Annotated in this window: 14 protein-coding genes and 1 pseudogene; 6 read left to right on the top strand and 9 right to left on the bottom strand. The window is 72.4% G+C overall.

Features of this window, described 5'->3' with window-relative positions:
- Nucleotides 1–171 precede the first annotated feature (171 nt).
- Entirely contained in the window at nucleotides 172–1,080 is a 909-nt protein-coding gene (locus AC068B_RS21070) for a zinc-binding dehydrogenase (RefSeq protein ID WP_478673169.1), read from the top strand.
- Nucleotides 1,081–1,150: 70 nt separating this feature from the next.
- Nucleotides 1,151–2,068 carry an AraC family transcriptional regulator gene (locus tag AC068B_RS21065; RefSeq protein ID WP_478673168.1) on the top strand — a complete coding sequence of 306 codons (918 nt, stop codon included), beginning with the start codon at nucleotides 1,151–1,153 and terminating at the stop codon, nucleotides 2,066–2,068.
- Nucleotides 2,069–2,117: 49 nt separating this feature from the next.
- Here the strand turns inward: AC068B_RS21065 and AC068B_RS21060 are convergent, their stop codons facing one another.
- The 3 genes from AC068B_RS21060 to AC068B_RS21050 are packed head-to-tail and all read right to left on the bottom strand — an operon-like array spanning nucleotide 2,118 to nucleotide 6,396.
- Nucleotides 2,118–5,057, bottom strand: a complete 2,940-nt coding sequence (locus AC068B_RS21060) for a helix-turn-helix transcriptional regulator (RefSeq protein ID WP_478673166.1) — start codon at nucleotides 5,055–5,057, stop codon at nucleotides 2,118–2,120.
- Nucleotides 5,058–5,087: 30 nt separating this feature from the next.
- Nucleotides 5,088–5,429: a GNAT family N-acetyltransferase gene (locus tag AC068B_RS21055; protein WP_478673165.1), complete on the bottom strand. Its 342-nt coding sequence runs from the start codon at nucleotides 5,427–5,429 to the stop codon at nucleotides 5,088–5,090.
- 49 nt (nucleotides 5,430–5,478) lie between these two features.
- Nucleotides 5,479–6,396: a pirin family protein gene (locus AC068B_RS21050; RefSeq protein ID WP_478673163.1), complete on the bottom strand. Its 918-nt coding sequence runs from the start codon at nucleotides 6,394–6,396 to the stop codon at nucleotides 5,479–5,481.
- A gap of 123 nt (nucleotides 6,397–6,519) precedes the next feature.
- Here AC068B_RS21050 and AC068B_RS21045 point away from each other — a divergent pair, with 123 nt between their 5' ends.
- Nucleotides 6,520–7,005 carry a carboxymuconolactone decarboxylase family protein gene (locus AC068B_RS21045; RefSeq protein WP_478673162.1) on the top strand — a complete coding sequence of 162 codons (486 nt, stop codon included), beginning with the start codon at nucleotides 6,520–6,522 and terminating at the stop codon, nucleotides 7,003–7,005.
- Nucleotides 7,006–7,029: 24 nt separating this feature from the next.
- Here the strand turns inward: AC068B_RS21045 and AC068B_RS21040 are convergent, their stop codons facing one another.
- From AC068B_RS21040 to AC068B_RS21030, 3 genes and pseudogenes are all read right to left on the bottom strand, one after another.
- Entirely contained in the window at nucleotides 7,030–7,767 is a 738-nt protein-coding gene (locus tag AC068B_RS21040) for a YoaK family protein (protein ID WP_478673161.1), read from the bottom strand.
- Entirely contained in the window at nucleotides 7,748–8,269 is a 522-nt protein-coding gene (locus tag AC068B_RS21035; protein ID WP_478673160.1) for a DoxX family protein, read from the bottom strand. The genes AC068B_RS21040 and AC068B_RS21035 overlap by 20 nt, the downstream gene beginning before the upstream one ends.
- 48 nt (nucleotides 8,270–8,317) lie before the next feature.
- Nucleotides 8,318–8,719 (bottom strand): annotated as a pseudogene (locus tag AC068B_RS21030) (isochorismatase family protein); the annotation flags it as partial.
- 269 nt (nucleotides 8,720–8,988) lie between these two features.
- On the opposite strand from AC068B_RS21030, the gene AC068B_RS21025 reads away from it, so the two are divergent.
- A complete protein-coding gene (locus AC068B_RS21025; protein ID WP_478673159.1) occupies nucleotides 8,989–9,951 on the top strand; it encodes an alpha/beta hydrolase in 963 nt (320 codons plus the stop codon).
- 82 nt (nucleotides 9,952–10,033) lie between these two features.
- The gene (locus AC068B_RS21020) at nucleotides 10,034–10,759 is read left to right on the top strand and encodes an alpha/beta fold hydrolase (protein WP_478673157.1); all 726 of its coding nucleotides are present in this window, start codon (nucleotides 10,034–10,036) and stop codon (nucleotides 10,757–10,759) included.
- A gap of 91 nt (nucleotides 10,760–10,850) precedes the next feature.
- Here the strand turns inward: AC068B_RS21020 and AC068B_RS21015 are convergent, their stop codons facing one another.
- Together AC068B_RS21015 and AC068B_RS21010 are read right to left on the bottom strand one after the other, a co-directional pair.
- A complete protein-coding gene (locus AC068B_RS21015; protein WP_478673156.1) occupies nucleotides 10,851–11,978 on the bottom strand; it encodes a low temperature requirement protein A in 1,128 nt (375 codons plus the stop codon).
- 50 nt (nucleotides 11,979–12,028) lie between these two features.
- A complete protein-coding gene (locus AC068B_RS21010) occupies nucleotides 12,029–13,399 on the bottom strand; it encodes a dihydrolipoyl dehydrogenase family protein (protein ID WP_478673155.1) in 1,371 nt (456 codons plus the stop codon).
- A gap of 267 nt (nucleotides 13,400–13,666) precedes the next feature.
- Here AC068B_RS21010 and AC068B_RS21005 point away from each other — a divergent pair, with 267 nt between their 5' ends.
- Nucleotides 13,667–14,245 (top strand): Dps family protein, encoded by a 579-nt coding sequence (locus AC068B_RS21005; protein WP_478673154.1) that lies wholly within the window; start codon nucleotides 13,667–13,669, stop codon nucleotides 14,243–14,245.
- An 81-nt stretch (nucleotides 14,246–14,326) separates the two neighbouring features.
- Here AC068B_RS21005 and AC068B_RS21000 read toward each other — a convergent pair whose 3' ends face one another.
- Nucleotides 14,327–15,703: a S41 family peptidase gene (locus AC068B_RS21000; RefSeq protein ID WP_478673153.1), complete on the bottom strand. Its 1,377-nt coding sequence runs from the start codon at nucleotides 15,701–15,703 to the stop codon at nucleotides 14,327–14,329.
- Nucleotides 15,704–15,809 lie beyond the last annotated feature (106 nt).

Raw genomic sequence — 15,809 nt, 5'->3', positions numbered from 1 at the left:
CGCCGCGTGTCGCACTGCCACAGATCGTCAACTGATTGATTCTCACGGATCTGGTCGCTGTCCCGGTCCTGCGTAGGGTTCCAAGAAGGCGGCGGTGCGGCATTCGCGCACTCGATCTGCTGCCGCGCCGAGTGTTCAGGCGCACCCACGAGAGAAGGAAACACACCCCTTATGCGCGCCCTTGTGGTCGATCACAGTGAGGCCGGACCCGTCCGGTTCGCCGATGTCGATGAGCCCGTACCCTCCACCAGCGAGGCGTTGGTGGAGATACGGCACATCGGTCTCAACTTCGGAGAGCTGAATTACGTGCACCAGTGGCCGACCGGCGCTGTGCACGGTCACGACGCGGCCGGCATCGTGGTGCGCGCCGCATCCGACGGCTCGGGGCCGCCCGCAGGTACGCGCGTCGCAGTGGGAATGGCTCCCCACGCGTGGGCGGAGCGGGTGGCAGTCAGCCCCGCCTCGCTCGGCACCGTCCCCGAGGGCGTGGACCTGGCCGACGCCGCCGCGCTGGGGATCGCCGGCGTCACACCACTGCGGGTGCTGCGCACACGTTCCCTGCTGGCGCGCAGCGTTCTGGTCACCGGCGCCAGCGGGGGCGTGGGGCGCTTCGCCGTCCAACTGGCAGCGCTGGCGGGCGCCCGGGTGACGGCACTCGTCGGTTCGCCGGAGCGGGCAGCAGGACTCAGTGAACTCGGAGCCGACAAGGTCCTGACCGGCCTGGCCGGGACCGGGGACCGGTTCGACCTCGTCCTGGACACGGTCGGCGGACCCCTGGTGGCCCAGGCGTGGAGCGCCCTCGCCGAGGGCGGCACCATCCACCTGGTCGGTTACTCCTCGGGGCAGGAAACCACGTTCCCGTCTGGTGACTTGTTCGGCTTCGGCGAACCCCGCAGCATCGCCACCTACGGCGACATGACTCCGACCGGCGGGGAGTTGACGGACCTGCTGGGCCTCATGGCCGCCGGGAGGCTCTCGGCGCCGGTCGGACTGCGAGGCGACTGGCAGGACGTGGACGACGCCGTCCGGGCGCTGTTCGCGCGGAAGGTGCACGGAAAGGCCGTTCTTGACGTGGCCTGAAGCTGTGGACCAGGACACATGTGCCTCGCCCGCCGGTTCACGGTTCGCGGCGGTGGATGAGGATGGACCCATGGATGTGCTGGCGGAGATCTTGCGTGTTTCGGGTGCGCGTGGGGCGCTGGGGGTCATGCTGAAGGCCGGAGGAACCTGGGGCCTGTATCTGGACCCCTCTCCAGGAGCGGCACTGCACGTGGTGTCCCGCGGCACCGTGTGGCTCCACATCGCGGGCGAGAAACCTCTTCAGGTGCAGGCCGGAGACGCCGTCCTGGTGCCGCCGGGCACCGCACACGGGATAGGCGGCGGCGCCGGCGTGACGATGGGTTCCTGCGACCGTGAGGCAGCGGCCCGGTCTTTTGACGACGGCCGATCCCTGCGCCTGGGCTCGGCGCCGGTGCAGACGGAAGTGATTGTCCTGCGCTACGAGCAGGACCCCGAGATGCGCACGCCGGTGTTCGCCTCCCTCACCCGGCCGATGCACGTCACAGCTCGGGAGAACGCGCAGCTCAGAAGGACCGTCGAACTTCTCGCTGCTGAGCTCGCACAGCCACAGATCGGCACCACCGCCGCCATCAACAGCATCGTCGACCTTCTGCTCGTCCAGTTCGTACGCGCCTGGCTGGCACGCAACCCGCAGGAGCAGTACGGCTCATGGCTGGGAGCGATGCGTGACCCGGTCGTGCGCGACGCTCTGGCGTGTGTCCACGCCCGACCGGGTCACCCCTGGACCACGGAGACCCTGGCCGCCGCGACGCGTGTCTCCCGGGCGACGCTGTCCAGGCGTTTCCGGTCCGCCCTCGGACAGACGCCGGGCGCGTACGTGACGCAGTGGCGCATCGACCTGGCGTCCGTCCGGCTCCGCGATACCGATGAGCCCGTCGAGTCGATCTCCGGCGCGGTCGGATACGGCTCTCCGCACGCTTTCAGCCGTGCCTTCAGACGTGCCCGAGGCACGGCCCCTGGCGAGTACCGTTCTCGACTTCGCAAGTGATCCGGGCTCGGGACCGGTGGGCCCGGCGTGCCACGCCCACCGCAGGGGTTCAAGCACGGTTCCTGAGAGAGGCTTCCAGGGCCCGTGCGATTCCTGCCCTGGTGGTGATGTCGAGCTTGGGAAAGATCCGGTAGAGGTGGGCGCCGATCGTCCGTGGGGAGAGCGAGAGCCGTGCGCCGATCTGCCGGTTGGTGAGGCCTCGGGCCGCGAGCCGGGCTATCCGTGTCTCCTGGGCCGTGAGCAGCGGGTGGTGCCCGGCCGTCCCACCTGCCGCCTCGATGTCCGTGTCGGCCGCGGCGAGTTCACGGGAGGCCCGCGCGGCCCAGGGCGTGGCGTCCAGGCGGGTGAAGACGGTGAGCGCGGCACGGCTGTGTGCGCTCGCCTCCTCGGGCCGGTGCTGTCTGCGCAGCCGTACGGCGTGCGCCAGGTGGGCCCTGGCGAGCGGGAAGGGCCAGTGCTCCGCGTCGCGCTGGGCGTACACGGCCGCGTACCGCTCGTCCGCCTCGTCGTCGGCGGCGGCGATGGCCTCGGCGACGGTCACCAGAAAGGTGTGGTGCGCCGAGATGCGGGCGAGGCCGGACGAGCGGACCGCCCGCAGATGGCGTCGGGCCTCATCGGTCCGCCCGCTGTCGACCGCGGCCTGCACCCGGTCGACTAGCGAGAGGTGCGTCCATGGGCTGCGGTCCGCGACCGCACCGGGCGGAATGAGGTCACAGGCGTGCAGCCATGCCTCCTCGGCCTGCCCGTGGCCGAGCGCGCACAGCGTCCGCATCCCGCTCAGCTGGTCGGTGACCAGGCGCAGACGGCGTTCGCCTGCCCGGGTGCCGAGCACCGGTTCCAGTGCGGCGAGCCCCGCCCGGTCCCCGCGGGCGGCGAGGATCTGGCCCGTGGTCTGCAGGAAGAGCGTCTCGGCCAGCGCGTAGCCGTGTTCCGCGGCAGTTCGCGCACCGGCGCGGGCGGCGGCCAGGGCGGTGTCCCAGTTCCCGTGCAGGAAGTCGTCGTGGGCCCGGAGGCTGTCGGTGAACGTCTGGGTGGCGTACGCGTGCCCGCGGGCGAACGCGCTCCAGAGCGCGCAGTGCTCACCGAGGGAGTCGACGGCCGCGGCCGTCCAGAGCAGCAGCCAGGCATCGGTGGTCTCGCGGTCCGCGGGCAGGGCCGCGATCGTCTCGCGCAGCCGCCGCGGCAGCTCATGGACGGCGCGGACGGCGCGGACGGCGTGGACGGCGCGGACGGCATGGACGGCCGGGCGGGGGCCGGACCAGGCCTGTCGGCAGAGCTCCGCCCCGGCGGGGGCGTCGGGGTGCGCCGCGTGCCGGTCGACGGCGCCCCACGCCCGCTCGTCCCCGGTGAGGGCTGCCGCGACGAGGAGGAGGAAGAGGATCGGGCCGATGAGTGCGGCGTGCCGGTCCGCGGCGTCCGGCGGGACCGGTGCGTCCAGGACGACGGGCAGCAGCTCGATGGCGGGACGAGGGTCGGCGTCGAGCTGGAGCCGGGTGCAGGCGACGGCGAAGCCGTACGGGACGGCGGGTTCGGGCCTGCCGGGGTGTGCCGCGGCCTCGGCCTCGGCGAGGTGTTCCGCCGCCAGGTGCGGGCGACCGGCACGTACGGCCAGGGCCGCGGCGGCGACGAGACGGGCGGTCCTGCTCGTCCGGTCGGGGCTGAGTCCGGCCGCGCGCGCCATCAGTACCGTCGCCTCGGCGTCTCCGCCCTGGGCGGACATGCGGTCGGCCTCGGCGTGCAGCCGTACGGCGAGTCCGGCATCGGGGCCGAGCGCGGCGGCCGCGAGGTGCAGGGTGCGCCGCGGGTCCTCGGCGGGCAGGGCGTCGGCGAGCTGCCGGTGGGCGGCGCGGAGTTCGGCCGGGGAGGCGAGGTGCGTCAGGGAGGCGCGCACCAGGGGGTGGTGGAACTCCAGGAGTTCCCGCTCCGGGTCGAGGTGCGCGAGCCCGGAGCGTTCGATGTGCTCTTCGAGCCGGTGCCAGGGCGGCCCCGCGGCGTGCTCCGCGAGGTTCCGCAGCACCGTGCGGTGCCGGGTGGAGGCGCCGCCGAGGGCCGCGACGAGCAGGAGGCCGCGGGCGGCGGTGGGCAGGGCGCGCAGCCTGTCCTCGTACAGCCGCCCGAGGCGTTCACCCAAGGGCAGTGCGTCGAACGGCTCGGGCATCTCCGGCGGCACGGGGCACGCGAGGGATTCGGCACGGTCGGCGGCCAGTCGCCGCACCTGCTCCGGGAGTTCGCGCAGGGCGAGCGGGTTGCCCGCGGCCGCCCGCAGCACCCTGCGGCGCACCTCCTCGGGCAGGGACGGGTGGTGGGTGCGCAGCAGCAGCTCGGCCTGGGGCGCGTCCAGCGGCGGCAGGTCGATAACCTCTCCCGCCAGGCAGGCGCCGGTGTCGTGCTCCTCGTGGTCGGCGGGCGGGGCGCAGCCGGTCGCGGTCCCGGTGCGCCGGGTCGTCGCGATCGCGACCAGGGGCAGCGGGGCCAAGTGCCGTTGTACGTATCCGAACACGGCGACGCTGGACGGGTCGGCCCACTGCAGATCGTCCAGGAGGACGACCAGGGGGCGGCGTGCGGCGGCGTGGGCGAGCAGGGTGAGGGCGGCGCCCGCCACCGTGAACCCTCCGGGCGGGGCGCCCTCGCGGACGCCCAACGCGCTTTCCAGGGCGTGCCGCTGGTGTTCGGAGAGACCGTCGGAGTCGTCGAGGAGGGGCCACAGGACCTGGTGGAGGGCGGCGAACGGCAGCTCCGACTCGGCCTCCGCGCCGGTCATCCGCAGCACCCGCAGACCGTCCCGGCGGGCCGTCGCCTCGGCCGCTCCCAGCAGGGCCGTCCGCCCCGTGCCGGGGTCGCCGCGCAGGATGAAGGACGCCCCGGTGGTGGCGATGTCGGCCAGGGCCGCGTCGATGACCGCGCGTTGCGTTTCGCGCCCGGTCAACTCCGGTGCGCCGAGCCCGGCCCCGCCCCCGTCCCCGTTCCCGGTCGTACTCCCCTCGCTCATGGCTTCGCCCCTGCCGTCGGCGCTCAGCGCTCAGCGCTTCAGGACGCCGTCCAGCCACTCCAGGACCTCGGGCGTCACCGGCTCGGTGAGGTCGGCGAACTCCTCGTGCTTCTTGAGGAACTTAGCCACGTAGGGGCAGACGGGCACGGCGCGCAGGCCCGCGCTCCGCACGTCCTCCAGTGCCTCCCGTACGAGGATCGAGGCCAGGCCCTGCCCGGCGTGGGCATCGTCGATCTCGGTGTGGAAGAACACGCGCCGGTCGTCGCGGTCGCGGTACGCGGTGAAGCCCGCGCTCTCGCCGTCGACGAGGATCTCGTAGCGGTGCCTGGTGTCCACGCGCCGGACGGTCGGGGTCGTTTGGGACTGCGTCATCGTCGTACTGCCTTTCAGGCTTACGTCGGGAAAGCGTCGGAGGAACGCGTCAGATACGTGCCGGGTTCTTGCGCGGTGCGATGGTGGCGTTGGGGAGGGCGGGCGCGGGGAGGCGGGTGCCGGGGTAGCCCTCGACCTCGCCGAAGCGGTCGGAGGCCGCTTCCCACGCCTGCCTGGCCTCGACGATGTCCTCGTGGCTGCGGCCGATGAAGTTCCACCACATGACGATCTCCTCCTCGAACGGCGTGCCGCCGAGAAGGATCACGCGCGCCGCGGTGTCCGTCTCGTTCGTCAGTGTCAGGGCGGTGCGGCCGGGGCCGAGGTAGCCAAGGTCCGCCCGGTCGAGGAGGGTGTCGGCCATGCGGACCCGCCCCTGGTCGACGAGCAGCCCGTGCTCGAACGCGGCGTCCACGGCGAACGTGACGGTCGCGTGCGGGTCGAGGACGAGTTCGGCGCCGAGCAGCGGTGTGAAGGTCCGCACCGGTGAGGTCTCCCCCGCCAGGGTGCCGAGGAAGACCCTGGCGCGGGCGCCGTCCAGGTGGACCGGGGCGGGGGCGTGGTGCTGGAAGTCGCGGGCGGCGTGCCGGTGTTCGTCGGGGAGCGCCACCCACAGCTGCACGCCGTGGAGCACGGTGGTGTTCGGGGTGGACACCTCCGTGTGGCTGATGCCGTGCCCGCCCGTCATGAGGTTCAGCTCGCCGGGCCGTACGAGGGCGTGGCTGCCGAGGCTGTCCCGGTGCTCGATCTCCCCGCTGAACAGCCAGCTCACGGTCTGCAGTCCGGTGTGCGGATGCGGCGCCACGTCCATGCCGCCAGTCGCGGCGACGTCGTCGGGGCCGTAGTGGTCGACGAAGCACCAGGCGCCGATCAGGGTGCGGGCCCGCTGCGGCAGGGTGCGGCGCACCGTCATCGACCGCGGGCCGCCGAGCGGAACGTCACGCGCGGACAGGATGTCGGCCTCGCTCATCGCGGGCTCCTCCCACCAAGATATTTTGACTTTCAACAACTGTGTCCGATGATAAGCCCTGCGCCCGGCCGGGTGCGTACCGGCACGAGTCAGGGCCCCGAGCGGCCCGCGAGGGAGTCCAGGGTGAGCGACACGACAGCAGGCACGGATCGTCGCGTCTACGTCGACAAGCAGAGCCCCACGGCGTACCGCGCACTGGTCGAGACGTCCGAGGCGGTCCGCGCGACCGCGGCCGAAGCGGGCCTCGACCGCGTCCTCGTCGAACTGGTCAACCTGCGCGTCTCCCAGCTCAACGGCTGCGCCTACTGCCTCGACGTGCACACCAGGGCCGCCCTGCGCGCGGGCGAGACCACGCGGCGCCTGGGCACCCTGGCCGCCTGGCGCGACACCGAGTTGTTCACGGAGCGCGAGCGCGCGGCACTCGCTCTGGCGGAGGCGACCACCCATCCCGCCGACGCCTGGGCGCAAGAGAGCGCCTACGACGCCGCCCGTCGGCAGTTCACCGACGACGAGATCTCAGCGGTGGTCTGGGTGGCGATCACCATCAACGCGTTCAACCGCGTCTCGATCCTGAGCAAGCACCCCGTGCGCGAGGCCCCCGCGCGGTGACACGAGAGGCCGTCGCGGCGCCGGTCACCCCGGCGGCCTCGTCCAAGCGGCCTCGGAGGCTGCCAGGCGCCGGGCGACCAGCGCCGTCACCGTCAGCGCGGCGAGCATCAGCCCCAAGAGGAGAGCGAGTTCGCCCTTCGACAGGAGCCAGGCTCCGACGAACGCTCCCAGGAAGATGACCAGGACGGAGAGGATCCGCCGTCCGGGCCAGGGCGCCGCACCCCCTGCGGGTGTGGAGTCGGCGGCAAGACCCGTGAGGGTCAGGGTCAGCACGGTCGTGGTCAGGTCGGGGACGCCGAGCCGCCGGGCGACCGCGTTCTGCAGCCCCATGGCGAGGCCGAGCAGCACGATCAGGGCGTACTGGACGGGCGTCGTCACCCGGCCGTGCGCGACGACCGTCGCGCCGAGGGCCGCGGCGACCAGGACCGCCTGCACCGCCGTGCCGAGAGCCAGCAGCCGTCCGCGGTGCGCCGCGAAGCGGGTGCCGAACCGGCCGCCCGCAAGCGCGCCCGCGAGGAACGCGGCCATCGAGACGACGGAGGCCGTCGCGGACAGCCCCTCGGCGCCCGCCAGGGCGAACGCGAGGAAGACGACGTTGCCGGTCATGTTGGCCACGAAGACGTGCCCAAGCGCCAGGAAACTCACGGCGTCCACCAGGCCGGTCACCAAGGTCAGTCCCAGTAGGAGCGGCGGCAGCGGACCGTGCCGGTCGTCCTTCGGCGGCACCAGCGTGCGGGCCGCGTCAGCCAGCAGTGCGCGCATGGTCGCTCCTCCCCGCGGCGTACGGGCGGTGCAGCACCGCGCGCGTGAGCAGTCCGCTCGCCGGTCCCGCCACGAGGGCCGCGGCCTGGACCCAGGAGGGCCACGGGGTCAGCCCCATGGCGTGGTCGGCCGACCAGCGGCCCGGCCCGGTCAGCACCAGCACGGCGGCGGTCCCGACGAGGACCAAGGGGTACTCGTATCCGTCGTTCTGCACCCAGAGCCCGTTGTGCCGCTTCACGGTGCCCGCGACCGTCATCACTCCCATGGCGGCCATCGCCGCCAGCGGGGTGAGCAGCCCGGCCGCCAGGAACAGGCCTGCCCCGACCTGACTGCCGCCCGCGACGAGCGCGGTCAGTCGGCCGCCGCGGAAGCCGTCGCTGCGGAACTCCTCCGTCCCGCCCGCCAGGCCGTTGCCGCCCAGCCGGAAACTCACCTTCTGCACTCCGTGTCCCGCGATGAGCAGACCCACCACCCAGCGGAGGACCAACAGTCCGGTGTCCATCGTGTTCCTGCCTGTTCCTGACGATCCGTCAATGCTCGGAGGTGCCGGTCAGCCCGCCGCGTGGGCGCCGATGACCGCCTGGGCGTAGACCACGCCGAGGCCGTAGGCACCGGCGTGCTCCTTCACCACCTCGGTGACCGGGGCGTACGTCTCCGTCCGTGCCCAGTCGCGCTGGAGCTCGAGGAGGACCTGGACCCAGGTCACGGGCACCGCCCCGGCCTGGACCATGCACTGGACGGCGTGCTCGTGCGCCTGCGGGCTGACGCCGCCGGAGGCGTCCGTGACCACGTACACCTCGTATCCCTGGGAGAGGGCGGAGAGCGTGGGCAGGACGACGCAGACCTCGGTCCACAGCCCGGCGACGACGAGCTTCGTGCGGCCGGTGGCCTTGACCGCCTCGACGAAGGCGGCGTCCTCCCAGGCGTTCATCGAGGTGCGGTCGATGGCCTCCGTCCACCGACCGGCATAGTGGACACCTTTCGACAACCTCCAGATATGTCGGCACCGCTCGATCGCTTCGCCGCCACGCTATGCCGGACGAATTCCGCCGGGCCTTCCCTCAGTGCACTGCCCGCGGTCCGACAGTGCACTGCGATTCCCGCCGTGCGCTGTGGGTTCAATGCCGGTGCGCTGAGGGTCAATCGGGGCGGCCGGACGCCTCTTAGCGTGATCTCGCCGGAAGAACCGGCCACCCCTCACATGACACCCAGGAGAACCACATGTCAGACGTCGTCGAGCCGGTCCTGGAACCGGCGGCCGCCGCATTCGCCGAAGCGACCGCCCAGCCGCCCTTCCTCTTCGAGCTTGCCCCTGCCGAAGGCCGCAAGGCGGTCGACGAGGTGCAGTCCGGTGACACCGCGAAGCCGGAGATCGACGAGGAGTGGATCACCGTTCCCGGCGGCCCGACCGGCGGGGTCCGGACCCGTGTCGTCCGTCCGGCCGGTGTCCGGGGGAAGCTGCCGGTGATCCTGTACATCCACGGTGCGGGCTGGGTCTTCGGCAACGCCCACACGCACGACCGGCTGGTCCGTGAGCTCGCCGTGGGCGCCCGGGCCGCGGTGGTCTTCCCCGAGTACGACCTCTCCCCCGAGGCCCGCTATCCGGTGGCCATCGAGCAGAACTACACGGTCGCCCGGTGGATCGTCCAGGAGGGCGCGTCCAAGGACCTGGACGGGACCCGTCTCGCCGTGGCCGGTGACTCCGTCGGCGGCAACATGACGGCCGCGCTGACGCTGATGGCGAAGCAGCGCGGTGACGTGCCGCTGGTCCAGCAGGTGCTGTTCTACCCGGTCACCGACGCGCGCTTCGACACCGGCTCGTACCGGCAGTTCGCCACGGGATACTTCCTGCGCCGCGACGGCATGCGGTGGTTCTGGGACCAGTACACGACGGACGAGGCCGAGCGCGCGCAGATCACCGCGTCCCCGCTGAGGGCCTCCACCGAGCAGCTCGCCGGACTGCCGCCTGCTCTGGTCATCACCGGTGAGGCCGACGTGCTGCGCGACGAGGGCGAGGCCTACGCCAACAAGCTGCGCGAGGCGGGCGTCCCGGTGACCGCCGTCCGCTTCCAGGGCGTCATCCACGACTTCGTCATGCTCGACGCCCTGCGCGAGACGCACGCCGCCGAGGCCGCCATCACCCTGGCCACCTGCACCCTGCACGCCGCGCTCCACCGCGACTGACCGGCCCCGCACGACGACACACACCTTCCACCCGCACCACGGCACACGACACGTGCTTCCCCACGAGGAGACCCACCCCGCCATGAGCACCTCCCCCACCCCGACCGTCCTGCTCGTGCACGGCGCCTTCGCCGACGCCGCCAGCTGGACCGGCGTCATCACGGAACTCCAGAACGACGGCATCTCGGTGATCGCCCCGCCCAACCCGCTGCGCGGCCTGGCGTCCGACGCCGCGTACATCGCCTCCGTGGCAGCCCGGATCGACGGCCCCGTCGTCCTGGTCGGCCACTCCTACGGCGGCGCGGTCATCTCCGTGGCCGGGACCACCGAGAACGTGACCGGCCTTGTCTACGTCGCGGCCTACGTCACCGAAGAGGGCGAGAGCCTCTCCGCGTTGCAGGACCGCTACCCGCTCTCGCCGCTCGGCGACAACCTGGTGGAGTCGACGTACCCCGTCGAAGGCGCCGAGCCCGCCGTCGAGTTCACCATCGAGGCGCAGGCGTTCCCCGAGATCTTCGCCGCCGACGTCCCGGCCGCCGTCACCAAGGTGCTCGCCGTCGCACAACGCCCGCTGGCCGCCGCCGCTTTCACGGAGCAGGCGTCGGCCGCCGCGTGGCGGACCAAGCCGTCGTGGGCACTCGTCGCCGACGCGGACCAGGCGATCAACCCGGATGTCCAGCGGTTCGGTGCGCAGCGGGCCGGTGCGACGACGGTCGAGGTCGAGGGCGCCTCGCACGCCGTCGCCGTGTCGCGTCCCAAGGAGGTCGCCGACGTGATCCATGACGCGGTGCGCGGCACCGCCGCCTGACGGTCGGTCCCGCTCCTCGAACGAGAACTCCCCGACGGTGTCTTCGCGGACACCGCCGGGGAGTTCTCGTATGCGTGCGGCCGTGGCCTCGTCACCTCCGCGGCGCCGTGACCACCACGACGAGCACCACAAGGACCGCACCGGCGGCGAGTGCGGGCCACGGGGTGAAGGTCGCCGCAAGGAGGCCGAACACGGCGACCGGATACGGAGCTCGTTCGACCGCCGTGGTGAAATGCGGCCGCAGATGCACGGCCCACACGGTGATCAGGAAGACGGCCGCCGGGACGGTGACCGCGGCACCCGCGGCGAGCTGCGAGGTGTGCGCGTGTCCGGTGAGGTGATCGGCGTACGCGGCGAGGCCCGCTCCTTCGGCCGCCGCCGAGGCGAAGATCAGGTAGTGGCCGTAGGCCCAGCCGAAGCGGCGGCGGTGTGCCCGGTGCGTGGTGGCGAGCAGGGTGTGCGCGGGCCGGGAGAAGTACAGCCACCACAGCGCGAAGGCCGTCAGGAGGCCGCCCGCCGCTGTCGCGCAGAGCGATCCCGTGTTCTGGTGCCGGTCGAAGGCGCCGCGCACCGCGACGGTGGCGGCCGCCACGGACTCGCCCAGGACGATGAGGGTGAAGAGCTCGTAGCGCTCGGCGATGTGCCGCGGGTGCCACGGGGTCATCCCGGCGGACTGGGCCCACACCGGCACGGCGACCTCGGCGAGGACCAGCGCGGCGACGCCCGGCAGGCGCGCCGCCTCCGGCGCGGCGAGCAGGCCCACCCAGCCGACCTGACAGAGCGTCACCCCGGTGGCGAAGCGCAGCGCGGTCCTCCGGCGTGCGGGGTCCGAGCGGGCCGCCCGCAGCCACAGGGCGGCCAGCGCGGTGCGCAGGGCGACGTAGCCGATGGTGATGGTCCGCAGGTCCCCGTCGGCGAACGCGTGCGGCACCCCGGCGGCGAGGATGAGCGACCCCGTGATCTGGACCAGGACGGTGAGCCGGTACGGGATGTCGTCCGGGTCGTAGGCGGACGCGAACCAGGTGAAGTTCATCCACGCCCACCACACGGTGAAGAAGACCAGCGTGAAGCGCAGGGCCCCGGTGGCGGCCGCGCCCTCGGCCAGTGCCTCGTGCAGGCTCTCCGAGGCCTGCGCCACGGCGATGACGAAGCACAGGTCGAAGAGGAGTTCCAGCGAGGTCGCGGTCCGGTGCCGCTCCCCGGGGTCACGCCCCGGCATGGCGTGCCGCCACCGGGTCGCCCGGGACCCGGTGGCGGCGGCGTGCGGGCTCAGCGGAGCGCTCCGAGCGCGGCTTCGACCGTACGGTGGAAGGTGGGGTACGTGTAGATCATGTGCCGGAGCCGGTGCACGGGCACTTCGGCGTGGACGGCCACGTTCAGTCCGTAGAGCACCTCTCCACCGGCCGGACCCGCGGAGGTGGCACCGACGAGTACGCCCCGGTCGGCGTCCTCGACGAGCTTCACGAAGCCCGCGTTGCCCGGCCCGTGGATCCAGCCGCGGGTGGAGGAGTCGAGCGGGAGCACACCGGTGCGCACCCGCAGTCCCCGCTCACGCGCCTGTCGCTCCGTCAGGCCGACGGCGCCGATCTCCGGATCGGTGAAGGTGACCCGGGGCAGGGCCCGGTAGTCGGCGTCGGGTCCCGGCTCGCCGAGGATGTCGCGCACGGCTATCTGCGCCTGGTACATGGACACATGGGTGAAAGCGCCGCGCCCTGTGAGGTCGCCGACCGCCCACAGCCCGTCCGCCGCCCGCATCTGCCCGTCCGTGGCCACGGCTCGCGCGTCCGGGTCGAGTCCTGCCGTCTCGACGCCGAGCGCACCCGGGTCGGCAAGGCGGCCCGCGGCGACGAGGAGCCGCTCGGCACGCAGCGGTCTGCTGTCGTGCTCCGTCGTCCGGACGCTGAACAGGGTGCCGTCGTGGCCGACGTCGAGCGCGCGGGCGCCGGTGAGCACGGTGACGCCGTCGGCCTCCAGTGTCGCGGCCGCGAGCTCCCCGGCCTCCGGTTCCTCCTGCGAAAGGAGCCGGTCCTGACCTTCGATCACCGTGACCGCGCAGCCGAAGCGGGCGAAGACCTGGGCGAGTTCGACCCCGATGGCGCCGCCGCCGAGCACGATCATCGACGCGGGCAGCTCCTTGGCCGCCATCGCGTCGCGGTTCGTCCAGTAGGGGGTTTCCCGCAGCCCGGGGACCGCCGGAATCCGGGGGCGGGTGCCGGTGGCGAGGACGACTCCGCGCCGGGCCTCGATCGTGCGGTCGCCGACGGTGACGCGACGCGGTCCGGCGAGTCGGCCCCTTCCTCGTACGAGACGAGCGCCCTTCGACGTGAGCCGGTCTGCGGCCCCCCGGTCGTTCCAGCCGTCGGTGGCCTCGTCGCGGATGCGCCCGGCGACTCTCCCCCAGTCCGGGGTCACGACCGCCGTACCGGCCAGGGCGGGCACCCGGCCCGCCTCGGCGAGCAGATCCCCGGCCCGGATCATCATCTTGCTGGGCACGCATCCCCAGTACGGGCACTCGCCGCCGACGAGCTCCGCCTCGACCCCGACGACGTCAAGCCCCGCTTCGGCGAGGGCGCCCGCGGCGTATTCGCCGCCGGGCCCGAGCCCGACGACCACGACGTCTGCATGTCCGTCCACACTCATCCCGTCCACTCCTTCTCGGCTGTCCACCTGCGCCCCGCGGTCGGAGCGGCCCGGCCGAGGCTAGGTCGGCCTGCCGCGCCGTCCCGCCGGTCAGTGCACGGGTGCTGGCACGAGAGCGAACGAGACTGAAGCGGGAGCTCAGCGCCGTGCACGGACCGACAGCAGCGCGTGCGCTGCCGGACAAGAAGGGAGCGGCAAGGACGCTTAGCGTCCTGCGGTACGCACAGTTCGGCCCGTTCGGCCCGTTCGGCGCCCCAGGAGGCAGCGATGACCAGCAAGTCCCTTCCCGTGAACGGCAGTCAGCCGCGGCTGCACCAGAAGGGCGAGGTGATCCAGGAGTACGGCACGGTGAAGCAATTCCCGCTCGGCCTGTCGTACGAGGCGAGGATGTACGCCTGCCAGCGCCTCAACCGGGTCCTCGCGGACACCCAGATCCTGTACGGCCTCTACAAGAAGCACCACTGGCTGATGCGCGGCGCGACCTTCTACCAACTGCACCTGGTCCTGGACAAGCACGCCGGTGAACAGCTCGGCATCGTCGACACCCTCGCCGAGCGCGTCCAGACCCTGGGCGGCGTCGCGGTGGGCGACCCCCGGCACGTCGCGGAACTCACGACGATCCCGCGCCCGCCGGACGGTGTCGAGGAAGTCCCGGCGATGCTGTCGCGGCTCCTGGAGGCCCACGAGACGATCCTCGTCGAGGCGCACGACGCGGCGGCCAGGACCGCCGAACTGGGCGACGACGGCACGAACGACCTGCTGGTCTCACAGGTGATCAGGACGGGTGAGCTGCAGACGTGGTTCCTGGCCGAGCACTTGGTCGACACCCCGCTGGTCCGCGCCTGACCCGTCCGGTGAGGCCGGGAGCCGCCCCCTCTCCGACGAACAGGCCCTAGGTCCGCGCGCCGTGACGACGGCGGCGGGCGGTCACCGCAGCACGTTCAGGGCGCGGTCGAAGGCCGAGTCCCGCTTCTTGGCGAACTCCTCCTCGGTGAAGACCGGTTCCTTCAGGTGCGGCGGAATGCCGGGGCCGTCGAAGGTGTCGCCGGTGCGGGTCAGGAACTGCTCGTTGGGCAGTACGGCCCCCATGCCGTTGGGCAGCACGCGGCCCATGATGTCCGAGAAGACGCCCTGGGTGGGCTGGCCGATGCGTACGACGCGGCCCGCGGGCCGGTCGATGAGGGACTGGGTGAACGTCTCACCCGCGCTCACCGTCGACCCGCCGGTCAGCACGGCGATGGGGCCGGTGTAGTGGGGTGCTTGGGCGGGGGTGACGGGGATCGGCTCGGGGCGGGTGTACTTGGTGGGGTCGGCGGGGTCGTTGCGGGCGCGCTTGCGATAGGCGACGTAGGGCGAGTCGGTGAGGCGCTCCGCGATGCGCAGACCCAGAGGGTCGGCCCCGCCGCCGTTGATGCGCAGGTCGATGATGAGGCCCTTGAGCCGTTTGGCGCGCTTCGAGGTGAGGACGGTGTCCAGGGCTTCGTCGAGCACGGCCTGTTCGGCGGAGTAGGGGGCGCCTTCGGCCGCGTACCCACCGAAGCCGGAGATTCGCAGGTAGCCGCGCCCGCCGGGCAGATCGGCGTACGTGATGCGGCCGTTGGCGAAGTTCTGCACATTGCGCGCCTTGGCGAGGTCGCGCCGCACGATGTACTTCTTGACCTTCTCGTCGAGTTCCTCGGTGGGCATTTCGGTGCCGGGGCGGACCTGCGCGAAGTACGTGTCGCCGTCACCGACGGCGACATGCGCGTCGTAGAGCGGAGTCACCATGTCGCGGAAGACGGCGAAGAGTTCATCGCGCGTAGTGTCGGGGTGCACCTTGGCGCGGTAGCGGGTGCGCATGGCCTCCCAGTCGATGCCCTTGGCGGCGAAGAAGGGGTAGTTCTCCGCGAAGGAGTGCCAGAACACGTCGAAGCTGGCGAGAGGGCCACTGGGGGCGGGCCGGGTGCAGTCGTCGGGCAGCGCCGGTATCCGCTTCAGCTTCCGGTGCCCCGCCGCACCGTCGATGGCCAGCGTGGCGCGGTCGCGGTCGTGTCCGGTGCGTACGGTGAGGACGACGTTGTCCGGGGTGGTGTAGACGCCGGGGCGCGTCTGCCGGGCGGCGAAGCCCTTCAGGCAGCTCACGGCCGTGGTCTGGTACTCCTGGAGCTGTCCGTCCCGCAGGGCCAGGACGGTCCCGTAGCCGTCCATGCGCCACACGCCGTCCGTGCGGGGCGGTACGTGGGCGGCGGAAGCGGACGCGGAAGCGGCCTGAGTGACTCCCGCGGTGAGGGCGAGGGCGAGGACGGCAGACACGGTGATACGCAAGATTCCCCCCAGTGTTCGTCAGCGTGCGTCGCCCCGACAGTGCCTCACGCCCGCACGCCAGGTCCATCCGACCCACCACTTGACGCCACCTCATCCCGCTTCTTTC

The organism is Streptomyces sp. NPDC042371 (assembly GCF_056437465.1).
This window is presented reverse-complemented; position numbering and strand designations above follow the sequence as displayed.

Coding starts and splice junctions, on each gene's coding strand:
- AC068B_RS21070 (WP_478673169.1), top strand. CDS start 172: ATGCGCGCCCTTGTGGTCGATCACAGTGAGGCCGGACCCGTCCGGTTC.
- AC068B_RS21065 (WP_478673168.1), top strand. CDS start 1,151: ATGGATGTGCTGGCGGAGATCTTGCGTGTTTCGGGTGCGCGTGGGGCG.
- AC068B_RS21060 (WP_478673166.1), bottom strand. CDS start 5,057: ATGAGCGAGGGGAGTACGACCGGGAACGGGGACGGGGGCGGGGCCGGG.
- AC068B_RS21055 (WP_478673165.1), bottom strand. CDS start 5,429: ATGACGCAGTCCCAAACGACCCCGACCGTCCGGCGCGTGGACACCAGG.
- AC068B_RS21050 (WP_478673163.1), bottom strand. CDS start 6,396: ATGAGCGAGGCCGACATCCTGTCCGCGCGTGACGTTCCGCTCGGCGGC.
- AC068B_RS21040 (WP_478673161.1), bottom strand. CDS start 7,767: ATGCGCGCACTGCTGGCTGACGCGGCCCGCACGCTGGTGCCGCCGAAG.
- AC068B_RS21035 (WP_478673160.1), bottom strand. CDS start 8,269: ATGGACACCGGACTGTTGGTCCTCCGCTGGGTGGTGGGTCTGCTCATC.
- AC068B_RS21025 (WP_478673159.1), top strand. CDS start 8,989: ATGTCAGACGTCGTCGAGCCGGTCCTGGAACCGGCGGCCGCCGCATTC.
- AC068B_RS21020 (WP_478673157.1), top strand. CDS start 10,034: ATGAGCACCTCCCCCACCCCGACCGTCCTGCTCGTGCACGGCGCCTTC.
- AC068B_RS21015 (WP_478673156.1), bottom strand. CDS start 11,978: ATGCCGGGGCGTGACCCCGGGGAGCGGCACCGGACCGCGACCTCGCTG.
- AC068B_RS21010 (WP_478673155.1), bottom strand. CDS start 13,399: ATGAGTGTGGACGGACATGCAGACGTCGTGGTCGTCGGGCTCGGGCCC.
- AC068B_RS21005 (WP_478673154.1), top strand. CDS start 13,667: ATGACCAGCAAGTCCCTTCCCGTGAACGGCAGTCAGCCGCGGCTGCAC.